The sequence below is a fragment of the Nocardia sp. NPDC050697 genome, assembly GCF_040654395.1.
Lineage (GTDB): Bacteria > Actinomycetota > Actinomycetes > Mycobacteriales > Mycobacteriaceae > Nocardia.
This window is the reverse complement of record NZ_JBFAHY010000001.1, coordinates 354,706-371,065: the sequence shown is the minus strand read 5'-3', so window position 1 is coordinate 371,065 and position 16,360 is coordinate 354,706. Positions and strand designations below refer to the sequence as shown.

Below are 16,360 nucleotides of genomic sequence, written 5' to 3'. Positions count from 1 at the left end.
GCCCGCGAAACCCGATTCGGGCTGCCGGGCAAGCGAAATCAGGCGCGGGTCGAGGGGTCCTCGCCGCGGCGCAGCGGAGGCAGGTGCTCGACGGCGCCCGCGGTGGCGGCCAGCGCGCGGCTCACCCGCGCGCAGCCGCGCGCGATCCGGGCCGGGGCACGGCGGGAGAGCTGGTCGAGGCGGTCGCGGGAGCGGTCCAGCGGCGAGAGCGGCAGCGCGGCAAGGGAATTGCCAGGCGGGCGGCGGGCGACGACGGGGTGCGGGCGGGTCGGGGCGGTGCGGCGCACCAGCAGCCAGGCCAGCCCCGCCCGGCGCAGGGTCTTCGCGTCGGCCACCTGCTGCAGCCGGGGCAGCAGGATGTCCTCCTCGTCGCGGACGTCCGCGCGCAGCAGGACGGTGATCCGTTCCAGCAGCTCCTCGTAGGCGGGGGTGTCGGGCTCGGTGGTCTCGAGAACGGTGAAGAGCTCGTTGATCTCCTGGTGCTCCTGCTCCACCCGCAGGGTCAGCTCGTGGCCGTCCGGCAGGACCCGGCGCAGCAGCGGCCAGAGCACCGCCTCCTCGGCGAAGGCGTGCGGGAACACCAGCCGGCACAGCGCGGTGAGCGTCTCCTGCCGCTCGGCGCCGGTGGTCGCGGCGATCCGGTTCAGCAGCTGGTCCAGGTGCTGGTGGTCGCGGCGCTGCTGGACGAGCACGCTGCGCGCACCGCCCAGCTCCGCCTCGGTCTGGTCGGCCAGTGTGCGGGCCATCGGCGTCTCCTCTCGATCCGGGAATCGCCAACCGCCTACCCCGGCCCAGCTCCCGGCAAACCGGGCGGGCGGGTCAGCGGTGCGCGCCCTTCTGGTAGCGGTACACCCCCGCGCCGAGGGCGTAGGACAGGTGCCCGCCGAGCGCGCCACCGACGCCCATCGCGGTGAGGCCGAGCAGGCTCCAGGTGGTCGCGGCCCGGCCGGTGCGCGCCCGGTAGGCCTTCAGGAACAGGGTGGCGGCCGCGGCGTTGGTGGCGGCGTGGATGAGCGCCACCCGGCGGGCCTCGGTTCCGAGCGTCGGGAACTCGGCCCAGCCGGTGACGACGGTCGGCACCGTAGCGGCCAGGCCGAGCCCGATCAGGCTGCGCGCGGCCTCCGGCTGCCCGAGCGAGCGCAGCACCAGCGAGGCGGTCCAGGCGCCGATCGGCATGGTCACCAGCAGCGGGTGCACGGGGTGGCCGAGCCAGGAGCCGCGGAGCAGCCCCGCGACCCTGCCCTCCCCGACCGCGCGGGTGACCGCGTCGGCGACCAGGGCGGCGGCGGGGTCGAGACGTCCGGCGGATTCGGCGGTGCGCAGTGCGGTATGCGGGTCCATGCGGCGCAGCTACCCCGTCACGCCGCCGCGACACCTGCGGATTCAGCCGCGCAGGGTCGCGCTCGGTGAGCGGCCGTAGGCCTTCCGGTAGGCGAGCGCGAAGCGGCCCGCGTGCGCGAACCCCCACTCCCTGGCGATGCCGGCGACGGTCCGGCCCGTGCCGGGCCCGGCGGCGGTGAGCTGCTCGTGCACGGCGTGCAGCCGCAGCCGCTGCAGGTGCTGCAGCGGGGTGGTGTCGAGGTGCTTGCGGAAGGCCAGCTGCAGGGCGCGCGGGGTGACGAAGGCGGCCGCGGCGACGTCGGCGAGCGCGATGTCCTCGCGCAGGTGCGTCTCCAGGTAGGCGATGGCGCGGCGCACGGTGTCGGGGTGCGCGTCGCGGCGGTCGGTGGCGGTGGGGCCGGCGAGCGCGGTGGTCGGCATGGTGGCGAGGACGGTGGCGGCCAGGTAGTCGGCGGCGGTTCCGGCGACGAGCGAGTCGTCGGTGGACCCGGGGTCGGCCGCGAGCTGCCGCAGGTGCTTGATCACGGCGGTGAGCCTGCGGTTGGCGGCGTCGTCGAGGGGGCGGTGACCGATGAGCCGCACCGGCTCGCCGCCGCGCGCGGCCACCCGGTCCAGCAGGGCGGGGTCGAACAGGGTGATGTCGTAGCGCGCGGAGCGGATGACCCCGGAGTACGGCAGGTCGTGCGGGGTCAGCAGCCCGGCCTCGCCGGGCAGGAAGGTGTCCGGCCCGGTGTCGTGGTAGTTCTCCTCGATCGCGCCGGTGTGCACGCTGACCAGGCAGATCTTGTTCAGCGGCGCGGCGTCGTAGGCCATGTCGAAGCCGAGGTGCAGCCGGTCCAGGTGCACCGGGCCGAGCAGATCGCGGCGGACGTGCGCCTCGGTGGCCTGCGAGCTGTCGTTCCCGATCCGCATGCTGGTGTAGTTCCGGTTGAGGAACTCCTCGGTCTCGCCGAGGTTCGTGCTGTCGAACGTGAGACTCCGCACCTGTCACCGCCCTCTGTCCGGTGCCGGGACAGGGTTCGTCCCGCCCGCGCACGGCTGCTGGCTGAACCGCGTGACGTACTCCAGTGAACTACACCGTTCCCGATAGTCAACCGCATCCGCGGGCGCGTCGTCGCCCGCAGCCCATCGATGTGATCCCTGGATCACGATCATTCTATCCGAAATTGACTCACCAACAGTATGTTTAGTGCATTATGTTGCCGATCATTCCGCGCTGTTCTACGGTGTGTTCGTCCGCCACGGTGGAGGTGCGCGACACCGATGCGGCGGACGGAGTGCCCGCGGGCGGGCCACTGCCCGGTTCGCACGCGGGCGCGGCCCGCCCGTCAGGCGGCGGGCTCGGCGAGCGCCTGGTCGCGCAGCCGCTCCAGGGTCCGGCTCAGGATCCGCGAGATCTGCATCTGGGAGATGCCGAGCCGGGCCGCGATCTGGCTCTGGGTGAGGTTCTCGAAGAACCGCCAGGTCAGGATCTGCCGCTCCCGCTCGGGCAGCTGACGCAGCAGCGGCCCGATCGTCATGGCGTCCTCGAGCAGCCGGTAGGACGGGTCGACGGCGCCGCTGCGCTGCTCCACCGAGGCGGGCGCGGAGCCGGAGTCGTCCGAGCCCGCGCTCATGGCCTCCAGCGACTCCGAGCGGTAGCCGTTGCGGGCCAGCAGCGCCTGGGTGACCTCGACCACGTCGACGTCGAGTTCGGCGGCGATCTCGCGGGCCGTCGGCATCCGCTGCAGGCGCTGGGAGAGCAGCTCGACGGTGCCGCCGAGCCGCTGCTGCAGCTCCTTGACCGGGCGCGGCACCCGCACGCCCCAGGCCCGGTCGCGGAAGTGCCTGCGCACCTCACCCATGATGGTGGGCACCGCGAAGGCCAGGAACGGGCTGCCGAGCCCGGGATTGAATCGATCGACGGCCTGGACCAGCCCGACCATGGCGACCTGGGTCAGATCCTCCAGCGCCTCGCCGCGGCCGCCGTAGCGGGCGGCGATGTGCTCGGCCAGCGGCAGCGCCGCGGTGATGATCTCGTCGCGCAGCCGGGCGCGGGCCGGGTCGGTGTCGTCGAGCGCGGCGAGTTCGGCCAGCCGCGGCTCGAGATCGTCATAGGAGTCGGTACCGCGCCGGGCGCGGACAGCAGAGTTCGTCGGGCGCATGGGAGCACCTTCCGTTGGTCAAGCTCAGAAAAGACCTACCCGACCCGTATCAGCGGTTATCTCCACTCGCGGGGTTCCTGGCGGGCCGCCCCGCGATAACCGGAAAGAAATGTGTCGAATCATCGGCTCGCGGCGGCCTTACTGTCCGAACCCTACTCGCTATCGGCTCCCGGCGAAACCCGTACGCTGCGACGACCCCGCACGCTGCGACGAAAAGCGTTGCGCCGCAACACCGAGTGTAAAATGTCCGTTTTTGTCCGATTCGCTCACGCCGCGCCGCTCCGGAGCCCGGGGCGGGGCCGGGTAGGGTGGAGGCATCCGGCAGACGAATCGCGGCCCCCACTCGGCGCACGGCGCCGGAGCCCATCGGCGCACGGCACGATCAGGACAGGAGTACTCCGGACCACGGCTCACGCCGCGACCACCCGGCGGCCCCTCTCGATCCCGCCGGCCCGAACACCCGGAGCGCAGCTCCCCCCTATTCGATTCCGAGGACCCTGTGACCAGCAACTACGTGCCCGACCTGTTCAGCCATGCCCCGGCGGCCGAGCAGACCGAGCAGCAACCCGACACCGGCGCGGTGCCGACCCCGGTGTTCAGCAACCCGAGCTCCGCGCAGCCGCGCGACACCGAACCCACCCCGAGCCGCCGCCCCCGGCGCTGACCCGCCGGGCAACCCGGGAGGAAATCCTCATCGCCATCACCCAGGTCGGTGCGTACGCGCACCTGAGCCCCGCCGACATCGACGAACTCGGGCGCGAACTCGACGCCATCCGCGCCGACATCACCGACAGCCTCGGCGCGAAGGATGCCACTTACATCCGGCACACCATCGCCGCCCAGCGCGTCCTGGACGTGGTGTCCCGCGCCCTGACGGTGTTCGGCCGGTCGCGCACCGCGCTCGTGCTCGGCACCGCGGGCACCGCGCTCGCCAAGATCATCGAGAACATGGAGCTGGGCCACAATATCGGCCACGGCCAGTGGGACTGGATGAACGATCCGGAGATCCACTCCGCCACCTGGGAGTGGGACATGATGGGCGCCTCCGCCCACTGGCGCTACTCGCACAACTACCAGCACCACGTCTACACCAACGTGCTGGACCACGACGAGGATCTCGGCTTCGGCATCATGCGGGTGACCAGGGACCAGGAGTGGCGCCCGGCGCACCTGCTGGCGCCGGTCCAGAACCTGCTGCTCGCGCTGACCTTCGAGTGGGGCATCGCCCTGCACGGCCTCTACGCCGAGCTGGACCGCTCGATCAGCAAGCGCGAGCGCCGCGGCCACCTGGCCGCCATCCGCACCAAGATGCTGCGCCAGGTCGGCAAGGACTACCTGGTGCTGCCGCTGCTGAGCGGGCGGCGCTGGAAGCGCACGCTGGCCGCGAACGCCACCGCCAACATCATCCGCAATGTCTGGGCGTACCTGGTGATCTTCTGCGGGCACTTCCCGGACGGCGCGGAGAAGTTCGACCCGAGCGTCACCGAGCAGGAGTCCCGCGCGGAGTGGTACCTGCGCCAGATGCTCGGCACCGCCAACTTCGACGCCGGGCGCACGCTCGCCTTCCTCAGCGGCAACCTCTGCTACCAGATCGAGCACCACCTGTTCCCGGAGCTGCCGAGCAATCGGTACGCCGAGGTCGCGGTGCGGGTGCGGGCGGTGTGCGAGCGCTACGACCTGCCCTACACCAGCGGGCCGCTGCTCGCCCAGTACCTGCTCACGCTGCGCACCATCCACAAGCTCTCGCTGCCGGACCGCTTCCTGAAGGCGGACAGCCACGACGCCCCGGAGACCGCCTCCGAGCAGAAGTTCGCGCACGCCCCGCTGCCGCCGGTCCGGATTCCGGGGCGGCCGCACACCGGGCTGCGCACCGCGCTGCACAAGCTCGCGGCACGGGGCTGACACTCCGGAAATTTCGACTGTCCGAAAGCGTTGCGGCGCAGTCCGTTCGACCGATTCCCGGTCGAACGGACTGCGCCGCCCACGTTTTCCCCCGGTTTCCCGTGGCATCCCCCCGTGTGCAAGGACATTCGGGTATCAGGAGGCGATGACCATGGCGGAGAGCCACCGTTCGGCGGAGACCGGAGAGTACGTGAGCGAGGAGACCGCGGAGCGGAACCCGCGCACCACGCTCGGCGAGGACGAGGCGCACGGCGGCGACAACCGGCGCGACCGATCGGCCATCACCGGCCACTTCGTCAAGCCGGAGACCAGCCGCAGGCACCCGGACACCACCGTCACCGAGAACGGCTGACCTGTTCACCCCGGCCGCTCCGGGGTACCACCACCGGTACCCGACGAGAGGAGCGGCCGTGACCGAGCCGAAGAACACCGACGACGAGCCGAAGGGCGGCCGTCCCGGCCCGACCGACCAGGGCCGGGACGGCGGCATGGCCACCCGCGAACACGCGCCGGAACTCACCGAGCCGGACGAGGACGAATCCGGCGACCGCTGAGCCGCCTCGGCTCAGGCTCCGGACATGGCCTCGCGGCGCAGCCACCGGAGCAGGGGTGGGTTGTCGACCGTGGTGACGACGCCGACCGTAGCGCGGAGGTAGCGGTCGCCGTCGAGTAGCGCGAGCAGGCAGGCGGCCAGGTCGGCGCGGGCGGTGAACCTGCCGTCGGCGTGGCCCTCGACCAGCGTGTAGCCGGTGGGGGCGGCCAGGTGGTAGAGGCCGCCGGGGCGGACGACGGTCCAGTACAGGTCGCTGGCGCGCAGCGCGGCCTCCATGCGCCGCATGTCGGCGTAGAGCGTCCTGCCCGCCACGGCGGCGTCGACGGCCGTCGCGTCGAGGACATCGGCACCGATCACCTCGAGCCGATCGTGCCCGAACGGGAAGGACTCGGGCTGCCGGGTGACGGCGGCGAGCCGGTGCCCGGCGGCCAGTGCCTGGCCGACGAGCAGCCGGCCGGTGCGGCCGCTGGCACCGAAAACAGTGATACGCATGGGCGAACCTTCCTGAGGAGCGGATGCACACAGGTGGCTGGAGCGTCCGTCTCCGTGACAACCGGGCGGGGTGACGAGCGCCACCCCGCTCGGCTGTCACCCAGCGGGCCCGGCGCGCCACCGATGGGTGACGATGTCGATGGACAGGAGCGTCCATGAGCGAGGATTCCGCGACCGATACCTTCATCGCCCACCGCAACCTGCTGTTCACCGTGGCCTACGAGATGATCGGCTCGGCCGCCGACGCCGAGGACGTCCTGCAGGAGACCTGGCTGCAGTGGGCAGCGGTCGATCTCGCCGCGGTCCGGGATCGGCGCGCCCTGCTGGTGACCATCACCGCGCGGCAGGCGATTCGGCGATTGCGCGCCGTCGGCCGCCGCAGGGAATCCTATGTCGGCCCCTGGCTGCCCGAGCCCCTGCGCACCGCGCCCGACGTGGCCGCGCGGGTCGAGCTGGCCGACAACCTGTCGATGGCGATGCTGCTGGTGCTGGAGACCCTCACGCCGACCGAGCGCGCGGTCTTCGTGCTGCGCGAGGTGTTCGATGTGGGCTACGACGAGATCGCGCAGGTCGTGGCGAAGACCCCCGTCGCGGTCCGCCAGATCGCGCACCGCGCCCGCACGCATGTCGCGGCGCGGCGGCCGCGCGGGGCGACTTCGCCCGCCGAGACCCGCGCGGCGCTGGCGGCGTTCCAGCGGGCGGTCGAGACCGGCGACCTCGCGGGCCTGCTCACCGTCCTCGCCCCCGATGTCGTCTTCCTCGGCGACGGCGGCGGGGTCGTGCGGGCGACGCCGCGGCCGGTGATCGGCGCGGATCGGGTCGCGCGGGTGCTGCGCGGCGGCACCGGCTGGCTGGGCGGGCAGCCCTCCGCCGAGGCCGCGCAGGTCAACGGCTGGCCGGCGTTGATCATCCGCGTCGACGGGGAGCTCGACGGCGTGGTGGCGGCGCGGATCGACGACGGGCTCGTCACCGGGCTCTATTACGTGCGCAACCCGCGCAAACTCGCCCGCCTCGAGCGGGAGATCGCGGTGGAGCGATGAGGCCCGGACAGCGGGTACCGGCTCGATCGCCCCGGTCCGCGCCCCCGATACCGACCGCGGGTCGGCCGCGCACCCGAACCGCGCGAAATGTTTCGCCCGGCCGTTACACCGCACCGCACCGCCACGACACAGTCCCGGAACTATCGGACGACGGTCGAAAGGCAGGTCAGGTGAGCAGGTCAGGAATGGTCACGGTGGGTGCGGTGCTCGCGCTGTGCGGTGTGCTCGGTGCGGGCCCCGCGGGCGCCGACATGTCGCTGAACGGGACCGACCCGGTGGCGACCGGCTGTGCGGCGAAGGCGACGGTGACGGCGAACCTGCCGCTGCCCGACGAGCGCGGCGAGACGACCGCGCTCACGCTGCGGGTGCTGCGCTCGGCGGCCTGCAACACCAACTGGGTGGAGATCGACAACCCCTACCCGGCGGCCGAGGTGCACACCCTGATCGCGGTGGCCGCCACCGACATCCTCTACCAGCGCACCGCCGCGCGCACCGGGCGGCACGTCTCGCCGCAGGTGTTCGCGCCGGGCCGCACCTGCATCAAGGTCTCGGCGACGGTGACCGAGGCGGGCCGGGTGCTGGCCGGCGGCGGGCCCGCGACGAAGATCTGCTGACCCGAACCGGCGGCGCTGCCGCGGAATCGGTTTGGCCCCGGGGGCCACGGGTAGCTCGGCGCCGAACCCGGCATCGAAGAAAGGCACTCCCATGGCATCCCTCGGTTCGACTCCCCGCGCCGGCGAACGATCGCCGGTGCGGGCCGCGGCACTCATCGTCGGCGCGGTCTTCCTGCTCGTCGGCATCCTCGGTTTCATTCCGGGGGTCACCACCGACTACGACACCCTGCAGTTCGCCGGGCACCACTCGGAGGCGAAGCTGCTCGGGCTGTTCAATGTCTCGATCCTGCACAACCTGGTGCACCTGGCCTTCGGCGCGGCCGGGCTGATCGCGGCGCGGGCGATCCGCACCTCGCAGCTCTACCTCATCGTCGGCGGCGCGATCTACCTGGTGCTGTGGCTGTACGGGCTGGCCATCGACGAGCACAGCGCGGCCAACTTCGTGCCGCTGAACACCGCCGACAACTGGCTGCACTTCGCGCTCGGCGTCGGCATGGTCGGGCTCGGCGTGCTGCTCGGCCGCCGGACCGCCGCACCGGTGCCCCCCGGCTCGGCGATCTGACCCGGGACTCCGGCGGCCCCCGCGCACCGCGCGGGGGCCGCTGTCAGATGTAGCGGGAGACGACCCGGCCCCTGGCGAAGGCGATCACCCGGGTGCCGGGCAGCACCGCCGGTTCGCTCAGCTCGTGCAGCAGCTGCTCCAGCACGGTCGCGGCGGGCACCGGGTCGGCGCCGTCGGCGCCGCCGGGGAACCGGTGCCGGTTCTCGGCGGTGTAGATCCAGGCCCGATCGTTCCGGATCCCGATCCGGACCACCTGCTCGGCATTGACGAAACCCTCGAACTCGTCGCCGAGGTCGATGAAGGTGGCCATCCACGATCCCTTCGCTGTCGTGCGCGGTGCCGCGCACCCCGTCGGACTTCCCGCATCGGCGCCGCCGAACCCGTCCGGCGGCACGCGATGCGGCGAGCGGGGTGCGCGCGCCCGGCCGGTCTGGTTGACTTCCGAGGTGACCTCGAGTCGCCCGTCTCGGGCCGGGGCACGGTGTAGCCGCCCGCCCGCGACGAGCACCGACCCGATGCCGCGCCGCGCGTGCGCCGGGCGCCGCTCCGACCCGACTCGAAAGTCACTCGGAGCCATGGTTTCACAGCGAGGATATCGGTCGCACACCCGCGCACGCACTTGTGCGAACCCAGCTTTCCGGACCGGCGCGATCCCGGCCCGCACATCGGAACGAGGACGGCCATGACGGAGACAGCGGTGCCCAGCGACCAGGTGGAGCTGCGACAGCTGCTGGCCGGGCTGACCGCGGTGCGGGACGGCGACTTCGGCACCAGGCTGCCCGCCGACGCCGACGGGCTGCTCGGCGAGATCGCGACCGTCTTCAACGGCATGGTGGACCAGCTCTCGCTCTTCACCTCCGAGGTGACCAGGGTGGCCCGCGAGGTCGGCACCGACGGCCGGCTGGGCGGCCAGGCCGAGGTGCCCGAGGTCTCCGGCACCTGGAAGGACCTCACCGACTCGGTGAACGCCATGGCGGGCAACCTCACCGCCCAGGTGCGCAATATCGCCCAGGTGACCACCGCCGTCGCCCGCGGCGACCTCACCCAGAAGATCCGGGTGGACGCGCGCGGGGAGATCCTGGAGCTCAAGGAGACCATCAATACGATGGTCGACCAGCTCTCGTCCTTCGCCGACGAGGTCACCCGCGTCTCCCGCGAGGTCGGCACCGAGGGCCGCCTGGGCGGGCAGGCCGACGTCAAGGGCGTCTCCGGCACCTGGCGCGACCTCACCGACTCGGTCAACTTCATGGCGGGCAACCTGACCGCGCAGGTGCGCTCGATCGCCCAGGTCGCCACCGCGGTGGCCCGCGGCGACCTCACCCAGAACATCACCGTGGACGCGCGCGGCGAGATCCTGGAGCTCAAGAACACCATCAACACCATGGTCGACCAGCTCTCCTCGTTCGCCGACGAGGTGACCAGGGTGGCGCGCGAGGTGGGCACCGAGGGCCGCCTGGGCGGCCAGGCCGACGTCAAGGGCGTCTCCGGCACCTGGAAGGACCTCACCGAGTCGGTGAACGTCATGGGCGACAACCTGACCGCCCAGGTGCGCTCGATCGCCCAGGTGACCACCGCCGTCGCCCGCGGCGACCTCACCCAGAAGATCCGGGTCGACGCGCGCGGGGAGATCCTGGAGCTCAAGGAGACCATCAATACGATGGTCGACCAGCTCTCCGCCTTCGCCGACGAGGTGACGCGCGTGGCCCGCGAGGTCGGCACCGAGGGCAACCTGGGTGGCCAGGCGACGGTGCGCGGGGTCTCCGGCACCTGGAAGGACCTCACCGACAACGTCAACGTGATGGCCTCGAACCTGACCAACCAGGTGCGCTCGATCGCCCAGGTCGCCACCGCGGTGGCGCGCGGCGACCTGAGCCAGACCATCACCGTGGAGGCCAAGGGCGAGGTCGCGGCGCTGGCCGGGGTGATCAACACCATGGTCACCACGCTCTCCGCCTTCGCCGACGAGGTGACGCGCGTGGCCCGCGAGGTCGGCACCGAGGGCATGCTGGGTGGCCAGGCCAGGGTGCCGAATGTGGCGGGGACCTGGAAGGACCTCACCGACAACGTCAACTCCATGGCCAACAACCTGACCAACCAGGTGCGCAATATCGCCCAGGTGACCACCGCGGTGGCCCAGGGCGACCTGACCCGCAAGATCGACGTGGACGCGCGCGGCGAGATCCTGGCGCTCAAAACCACCATCAACACCATGGTCGACCAGCTCTCCGCCTTCGCCGCCGAGGTCACCCGCGTGGCCCGCGAGGTGGGGTCGGAGGGGCGGCTCGGCGGGCAGGCCGAGGTCGAGGGCGTCTCCGGCACCTGGAAGCGGCTCACCGAGAACGTGAACGAGCTGGCGGGCAACCTGACCAGGCAGGTGCGTGCCATCGCCGAGGTCACCAGCGCCGTCGCCGAGGGCGACCTGACCCGCTCGATCACCGTGGAGGCCTCCGGCGAGGTCGCCGAGCTCAAGGACAACATCAACTCCATGGTCGGCTCGCTGCGCGAGACCACCACCGCCAACCAGGACCAGGACTGGCTCAAGACCAACCTGGCCCGGATCTCCGGGCTCATGCAGGGCCAGCGCGACCTGAAGGTGGTGGCCGAGCTGATCATGGACGAGCTGGCCCCGCTGGTCCGCGCCCAGTTCGGCGCCTTCTACCTGGCCGACGACACCGCCGAGCGGCCCGAGCTGCGGCTGATCAGCTCCTACGGCAGCCCGGAGAACAGCGCGCCGCGGCTCGCCTTCGGGCAGTCGCTGGTCGGGCAGGCGGCGCGCAGCAGGCGCACCATCGCGGTGGACGAGGTGCCCGGCGACTACGTCACCATCTCCTCCGGGCTCGGCCGCACCGCGCCGATGAACCTGCTGGTGCTGCCGATCGGGGTCGAGGACCAGGTGCTCGGCGTGATCGAGCTGGCCTCGCTGCACCGCTTCACCCGCATCCACCGCGACTTCCTCGACCAGCTCATGGAGACGGTCGGGGTGAACGTCAACACCATCATCGCCAATGCCCGCACCGACGAGCTGCTGGTGGAGTCGCAGCGGCTCACCACCGAGCTGCAGGCCCGCTCCGAGGAGCTGCAGGTGCAGCAGGACGAGCTGCAGCGCTCCAATGCCGAGCTGGAGGAGAAGGCGGCGCTGCTGGCCACCCAGAACCGGGATATCGAGGCCAAGAACCTGGAGATCGAGCAGGCCCGCCAGGAGCTGGAGACCAGGGCCCAGCAGCTCTCGCTGGCCTCGAAGTACAAGTCGGAGTTCCTGGCCAATATGAGCCACGAGCTGCGCACCCCGCTGAACAGCCTGCTCATCCTGGCCCAGCTGCTCGCGCAGAACCCGAACCGCAACCTCACCCCCAAGCAGGTGGAGTACGCCGGGATCATCCACTCGGCGGGCTCGGATCTGCTGCAGCTCATCAATGACATCCTCGATCTCTCCAAGGTCGAGGCGGGCAAGATGGAGCTGGCCCCCGAGCAGGTGCCGCTGCGCAAGCTGCTCGACTACGTGGAGGCCACCTTCCGGCCGATGACCACGCAGAAGAGCCTCGGTTTCCGGGTCGGCACCGCGCCGGGGCTCCCCGCCGAGCTGCTCACCGACGACTCGCGGCTGCGCCAGGTGCTGCGCAACCTGCTCTCCAACGCGGTGAAGTTCACCGAGACCGGGTCGGTGGAGCTGCGCATCGAGCCGGCCGCGCCGGGTGAGCTGCCCGCGGCGGCGCGCAGGCACGGCCCGGCCATCGCCTTCCGGGTGATCGACACCGGCATCGGGATCGCCGAGCACCAGCTGGAGTCGATCTTCGGGGCGTTCCAGCAGGCCGACGGCACCACCAGCCGCAAGTACGGCGGCACCGGGCTCGGGCTCTCGATCAGCCGGGAGATCGCCTACCTGCTCGGCGGGGCGATCACCGCGGAGAGCACGGTCGGGCGGGGCAGCACCTTCACCTTCTACCTGCCGGTGGCGCGCCCGGACTTCCGGGACGCGCCCGCGCGCGAGGACGTGCGCAGCCCGGAGCCGCTCCCGCTCCCGGCCGGGCCGCCGCAGCCGCGCCGGCTGCTCGTGGTGGAGGAGCGGCCGCAGGGGCTGCTCTCGCTGGTCGCGCAGAGCGCGGTCGCCGACCTCGCCGACAGCAACGACCCGCGCGGGCCGGTGCAGGTGGTGACGGCGATCGGGGTGCAGGAGGCGGCCGCGGCGATGGCGGCCGAGGTGTTCCACTGCGTGGTGCTGGAGCTGAACATGCCCGATGACGCCGCGCTGCGGCTGCTCGCCACCATGGACGGCGACAGCGCCGCGCGCACCGTCCCGGTGCTGGCGCACAACAACCGCAGGTTCGACTCCGAGCAGGAGCAGCTGCTCCAGGAGCGCACCGCGCAGCGGCCGCTGGAGCTGCTCTCCAGCCTGGACGAGCTGCGCGAGCGGATCGCGCTGCACATCACCGCCGAGGCGCCGGGCGACGTGCTCCCGCTGGTCCGCGAGGAGAAGCCCGCGCCGACGCCGCAGCGCCCGGACGGGCGGCTGGCCGGGCGCACCGTGCTCATCGTCGACGACGACGCGCGGAACCTGTTCGCGCTGAGCAGCATCCTGGAGCTGCACGGGGTCACCGTGCTGCACGCGGAGAACGGGCGCGAGGGGATCGAGGCGCTGGTCGCGCACCCGGAGACCGACCTGGTGCTGATGGACGTCATGATGCCGGAGATGGACGGGTACACCGCCACCTCCACCATCAGGGAGATGCCGCGGTACGCGGAGCTGCCGATCATCGCGGTCACCGCCAAGGCCATGCTCGGGGATCGGGAGAAGAGCCTGGCCTCCGGGGCCAACGACTACGTCACCAAGCCGGTGGACGCCGACGCGCTGCTCACCTGCATCCAGCATTGGCTGGGGGCGCGGTGAGCGGGGCGCGGATCGAGCCGGGTCCGGGCGGGGCACCCGGTGTGGCGGGCGACGCTGTCTCTGCCGCAGGCGGACTCGACCCGGGGGGCGAACCGGTCGCGGGCGACGGCGTCCCTGGTGGCGGCCCGCGGGCGGGGGAACCGGCGGTGACCCGGCTCGCGGCGACCGTCGAGCGGCTGCGCGCGGAGGTGCAGCAGGCGCAGGCGAGCGCGGACGGGCGGGCGCTGGTCGAGATGGCCAAGGGCGTGCTCATCGAGCGGCTGCGCTGCGGCCCGGCGCAGGCGGCGCGGCAGCTGGACGCGCTGGCCAAGCGCTCCGGCGTGAGCCCGCTGGAGCTGGCGGCCGAGCTCGTCAACCAGGCCGCGCAGGACGAGGGCAGCGTGCTCCCGGTGCCGCCGCAGCCGGCCGAGGCGGTCCGGCTGCGCACCGCGGAGAGCGGGCTGCTCGCCGCGGGCGACCCGCAGCGGGTCGCGCAATCGCTGCTGGAGCACGCGGCGGCCCCGCTGGGCGCCACCGCGGTGGCGATCTGGGCCGTCGGCAGCGACTCCTCGCTCGCCCTCGCCGGTTTCGCCGGCATCGACCTCGCCGAGGCCGAGCGCTGGCGCTACCTGCCGCCCGGCGTCGTCACCCCGGCCCGCCAGGCGCTGGCGCTGCGCGCACCGCAGTGGATCGCCGATATCGCCAGGTCCGGGCTGCCCTCCATCGGGGCGCGGGAGGGGGGCCGCGCCGCCATCCCGGCGGGGCTCGGCGGCCGGTTGATCGGCGTGCTCGAGGTCTGCTGGCCGACCCCGCTGGAGCCGCAGCCCCCGCAGGTCCGGCGCCAGCTGGAGGCGCTGGCGGAGCTGTGCGCGCACACCCTGGAGTCGGACCCGGTGACGGTCGGCGCCCCGGCCCGCCCCGGCGTCGCCGACCTGGTGCGGCTCGCCGACGGCCTCTTCGACCCGGCGCTGGTGCTGCTCCCGCACCTCGGGCCGGACGGCACGCTCACCGACTTCCGCATCCACCACCTCAATGCCTCCTTCGTGGACCCGGCGGGGCGCCCGCGCGGGCTGGTCGACGGCGCGCTGCTCTTCGAGGCGTACCCGATGGCGGCCAGCGAGGGCAGGCTCTTCGAGCACATCGAGCACGTCTTCGCCACCGGCGAGACCTACCGCGCCGACCGGGTGCAGCTCACCGAGCTGGTCGATCAGGTGCCGCTCACCGTCTCCGCCGCGCTCGGCATCAGCAGGCACGGCACCGGGGTGCTTGTGGTGTGGCGGGTGGAGGACGAGACCGCCCGGCTGGCCACGCTGCTCCAGCACGCCCAGCGCCTCGGCCGGGTCGGCGGCTTCGAGGAGAACGCCGCCAGCGGCGCCATCACCTGGAGCAACGACCTCTTCGCGCTGCACGGCCTCGCCCCCGGCGCCGACCCGGTGCCGCTGGCCCGGCTCCCCGAGCACGTGCACGCCGACGACACCGAGGCCGTGCGGCGGCTGCTGCGCTCCCTGCTGCGCTACCGCCGCCCCGGCTCCACGGCGTTCCGGCTCATCCGCCCCAACGGCGACACCAGGCACATCCGGATCATCGCCGAGCCGGTGGTGGACAGCGCCGGCCACCTGCTCGCCGTGCGCGGCGCCTACCAGGACATCTCCGCCCAGCACTGGACCGAGGTCGCGCTCTCGGCCACCCAGGACCGGCTCGCGCACACCGAGCAGCACGCCGCCGAGCAGAGCAGGCTGGCCCGGCAGCTGCAGCAGGCCATCATGCCCGCCGCCCAGCCAGCCATCGAGGCGTTCGGGCTGCACATCGCGGTGCGCTACCGCCCCACCGAGCAGGACCACCTGGTCGGCGGCGACTGGTACGACGCCATCGTGCTGCCGAGCAAGCAGATCATGGTCTCGGTCGGCGACATCACCGGCCACGGCATCAAGGCCGCCACCGGAATGGTGGTGCTGCGCAACGCTTTACGCGGGCTGGCCGCGACCGGTGCCGGGCCGGGCCAGATGCTCACCTGGCTCAACCTGGTCACCCACCACCTCACCGACGACATCTTCGCCACCGCCGTCTGCGGGCTCTACGACCCGGAGACCAGGGTGCTGCGCTGGGCCCGCGCCGGGCACCTGCCGCCGGTGCTGATCCGCGGCGGCACCGCGGTGAACCTGCCCGAGCTCTCCGGCATGCTGCTCGGCGCGGTCGCCGAGTCGGTGTACGAGGAGGGCGCCGAGCAGCTGGAGGGCGACGACATCCTGCTGCTCTACACCGACGGCCTGATCGAGCGCCGCGACCGCTACCTGGACGAGTGCGTGCAGCGGCTGCTCGACATCAACGCCGGCTTCACCGGCACCCTGGACGAGCGGCTGGACCACCTGCTCGACCACAGCGAGGCCAACAGCGACGACGACACCTGCGTGGTGGGGATCCAGGTCGGCCGCGGCGACAGCCTCTAGGACGCGCGGCGGACCCGACGCGCGGCGAGCACCATGGGCAGCTGCAGCGGCAGCCGGGCCAGCGCCACGGCCTTGAGCGGCTTCGGCAGCTGCTCGTCGCGCACCCAGTCCACCGCCATCTGGATATTGGCCGGGTAGACCGCCACGAACAGCAGCTCCGCCAGCCGCGCGCCGAGCCTGCGGGTGCCCGGCCGCAGCAGCGCGCCCGCGACCACGAGCTCGGCGACGCCGGAGCCCAGGGTGTAGAGCCGGGGACTACCGGGGAGCTGCTTGGGGATCACCGTGTCGAACGGCGCGGGGGCGACGAAGTGCAGCACACCCACCCCGCCGAGCAGCAGCGCGAGCCGCCGCGCCGTCCGGTCCTCGTCGACCTTGCCCACTGCCGTCTCCTCCACCGTCGA

The 16,360-nt window shown here is 72.5% G+C and carries 16 protein-coding genes; 9 read left to right on the top strand and 7 right to left on the bottom strand.

The annotated features are described in order from the left end of the window. Nucleotides 1–38: 38 nt before the first annotated feature. The 4 genes from AB0H71_RS01930 to AB0H71_RS01915 all read right to left on the bottom strand — a co-directional run bounded on the left by AB0H71_RS01930 (nt 39) and on the right by AB0H71_RS01915 (nt 3,485). Complete coding sequence (locus tag AB0H71_RS01930) at nt 39–746, bottom strand: hemerythrin domain-containing protein (RefSeq protein ID WP_357013859.1); 708 nt, start codon at nt 744–746, stop codon at nt 39–41. Nucleotides 747–819: 73 nt separating this feature from the next. Further along, on the bottom strand, nt 820–1,341 hold the full coding sequence (locus AB0H71_RS01925) for a DUF2231 domain-containing protein (RefSeq protein ID WP_357013856.1): 522 nt from the start codon (nt 1,339–1,341) through the stop codon (nt 820–822). Nucleotides 1,342–1,383: 42 nt separating this feature from the next. Then, nucleotides 1,384–2,325, bottom strand: a complete 942-nt coding sequence (locus AB0H71_RS01920; RefSeq protein ID WP_357013854.1) for a helix-turn-helix domain-containing protein — start codon at nt 2,323–2,325, stop codon at nt 1,384–1,386. Between the two features lie 344 nt (nt 2,326–2,669). Next, nucleotides 2,670–3,485, bottom strand: a complete 816-nt coding sequence (locus AB0H71_RS01915; protein WP_357013852.1) for a SigB/SigF/SigG family RNA polymerase sigma factor — start codon at nt 3,483–3,485, stop codon at nt 2,670–2,672. Between the two features lie 499 nt (nt 3,486–3,984). Between AB0H71_RS01915 and AB0H71_RS01910 the strand changes: the two genes are divergently transcribed. The 4 genes from AB0H71_RS01910 (at nt 3,985) to AB0H71_RS01895 (ending at nt 5,941) form a co-directional block, all read left to right on the top strand. Next, entirely contained in the window at nt 3,985–4,149 is a 165-nt protein-coding gene (locus tag AB0H71_RS01910) for a hypothetical protein (RefSeq protein WP_357016235.1), read from the top strand. A gap of 29 nt (nt 4,150–4,178) precedes the next feature. Continuing rightward, nucleotides 4,179–5,387 carry an acyl-CoA desaturase gene (locus AB0H71_RS01905; protein ID WP_357016103.1) on the top strand — a complete coding sequence of 403 codons (1,209 nt, stop codon included), beginning with the start codon at nt 4,179–4,181 and terminating at the stop codon, nt 5,385–5,387. A 145-nt stretch (nt 5,388–5,532) separates the two neighbouring features. Then, on the top strand, nt 5,533–5,739 hold the full coding sequence (locus AB0H71_RS01900; protein WP_357013849.1) for a hypothetical protein: 207 nt from the start codon (nt 5,533–5,535) through the stop codon (nt 5,737–5,739). Between the two features lie 58 nt (nt 5,740–5,797). Further along, nucleotides 5,798–5,941 carry a hypothetical protein gene (locus AB0H71_RS01895; protein ID WP_357013847.1) on the top strand — a complete coding sequence of 48 codons (144 nt, stop codon included), beginning with the start codon at nt 5,798–5,800 and terminating at the stop codon, nt 5,939–5,941. An 11-nt stretch (nt 5,942–5,952) separates the two neighbouring features. Here the strand turns inward: AB0H71_RS01895 and AB0H71_RS01890 are convergent, their stop codons facing one another. Then, on the bottom strand, nt 5,953–6,432 hold the full coding sequence (locus AB0H71_RS01890; RefSeq protein ID WP_357013845.1) for an NAD(P)H-binding protein: 480 nt from the start codon (nt 6,430–6,432) through the stop codon (nt 5,953–5,955). Between the two features lie 155 nt (nt 6,433–6,587). Between AB0H71_RS01890 and AB0H71_RS01885 the strand changes: the two genes are divergently transcribed. The 3 genes from AB0H71_RS01885 (at nt 6,588) to AB0H71_RS01875 (ending at nt 8,648) form a co-directional block, all read left to right on the top strand. Then, nucleotides 6,588–7,472: an RNA polymerase sigma-70 factor gene (locus AB0H71_RS01885; RefSeq protein WP_357013842.1), complete on the top strand. Its 885-nt coding sequence runs from the start codon at nt 6,588–6,590 to the stop codon at nt 7,470–7,472. Nucleotides 7,473–7,642: 170 nt separating this feature from the next. Further along, nucleotides 7,643–8,086, top strand: a complete 444-nt coding sequence (locus tag AB0H71_RS01880; protein ID WP_357013840.1) for a hypothetical protein — start codon at nt 7,643–7,645, stop codon at nt 8,084–8,086. Nucleotides 8,087–8,177: 91 nt separating this feature from the next. Further along, entirely contained in the window at nt 8,178–8,648 is a 471-nt protein-coding gene (locus AB0H71_RS01875; protein ID WP_357013838.1) for a DUF4383 domain-containing protein, read from the top strand. A gap of 43 nt (nt 8,649–8,691) precedes the next feature. Here AB0H71_RS01875 and AB0H71_RS01870 read toward each other — a convergent pair whose 3' ends face one another. Next, nucleotides 8,692–8,958: a hypothetical protein gene (locus AB0H71_RS01870; RefSeq protein WP_357013836.1), complete on the bottom strand. Its 267-nt coding sequence runs from the start codon at nt 8,956–8,958 to the stop codon at nt 8,692–8,694. 372 nt (nt 8,959–9,330) lie between these two features. Here AB0H71_RS01870 and AB0H71_RS01865 point away from each other — a divergent pair, with 372 nt between their 5' ends. Both AB0H71_RS01865 and AB0H71_RS01860 read left to right on the top strand, forming a co-directional pair. Next, the gene (locus AB0H71_RS01865; RefSeq protein WP_357013833.1) at nt 9,331–13,533 is read left to right on the top strand and encodes a HAMP domain-containing protein; all 4,203 of its coding nucleotides are present in this window, start codon (nt 9,331–9,333) and stop codon (nt 13,531–13,533) included. A 146-nt stretch (nt 13,534–13,679) separates the two neighbouring features. Next, nucleotides 13,680–15,959, top strand: a complete 2,280-nt coding sequence (locus AB0H71_RS01860) for a SpoIIE family protein phosphatase (protein ID WP_357013831.1) — start codon at nt 13,680–13,682, stop codon at nt 15,957–15,959. Here AB0H71_RS01860 and AB0H71_RS01855 read toward each other — a convergent pair. Next, the gene (locus AB0H71_RS01855) at nt 15,956–16,339 is read right to left on the bottom strand and encodes a hypothetical protein (protein WP_357013829.1); all 384 of its coding nucleotides are present in this window, start codon (nt 16,337–16,339) and stop codon (nt 15,956–15,958) included. The two genes, AB0H71_RS01860 and AB0H71_RS01855, sit on opposite strands and share 4 nt — an antisense overlap. Nucleotides 16,340–16,360 lie beyond the last annotated feature (21 nt).

What these genes read in the sequence shown, in the direction of transcription:
- AB0H71_RS01930 (WP_357013859.1), bottom strand. Translation starts at nt 746, where the DNA reads ATGGCCCGCACACTGGCCGACCAGACCGAGGCGGAGCTGGGCGGTGCG.
- AB0H71_RS01925 (WP_357013856.1), bottom strand. Translation starts at nt 1,341, where the DNA reads ATGGACCCGCATACCGCACTGCGCACCGCCGAATCCGCCGGACGTCTC.
- AB0H71_RS01915 (WP_357013852.1), bottom strand. Translation starts at nt 3,485, where the DNA reads ATGCGCCCGACGAACTCTGCTGTCCGCGCCCGGCGCGGTACCGACTCC.
- AB0H71_RS01900 (WP_357013849.1), top strand. Translation starts at nt 5,533, where the DNA reads ATGACCATGGCGGAGAGCCACCGTTCGGCGGAGACCGGAGAGTACGTG.
- AB0H71_RS01890 (WP_357013845.1), bottom strand. Translation starts at nt 6,432, where the DNA reads ATGCGTATCACTGTTTTCGGTGCCAGCGGCCGCACCGGCCGGCTGCTC.
- AB0H71_RS01885 (WP_357013842.1), top strand. Translation starts at nt 6,588, where the DNA reads ATGAGCGAGGATTCCGCGACCGATACCTTCATCGCCCACCGCAACCTG.
- AB0H71_RS01875 (WP_357013838.1), top strand. Translation starts at nt 8,178, where the DNA reads ATGGCATCCCTCGGTTCGACTCCCCGCGCCGGCGAACGATCGCCGGTG.
- AB0H71_RS01870 (WP_357013836.1), bottom strand. Translation starts at nt 8,958, where the DNA reads ATGGCCACCTTCATCGACCTCGGCGACGAGTTCGAGGGTTTCGTCAAT.
- AB0H71_RS01865 (WP_357013833.1), top strand. Translation starts at nt 9,331, where the DNA reads ATGACGGAGACAGCGGTGCCCAGCGACCAGGTGGAGCTGCGACAGCTG.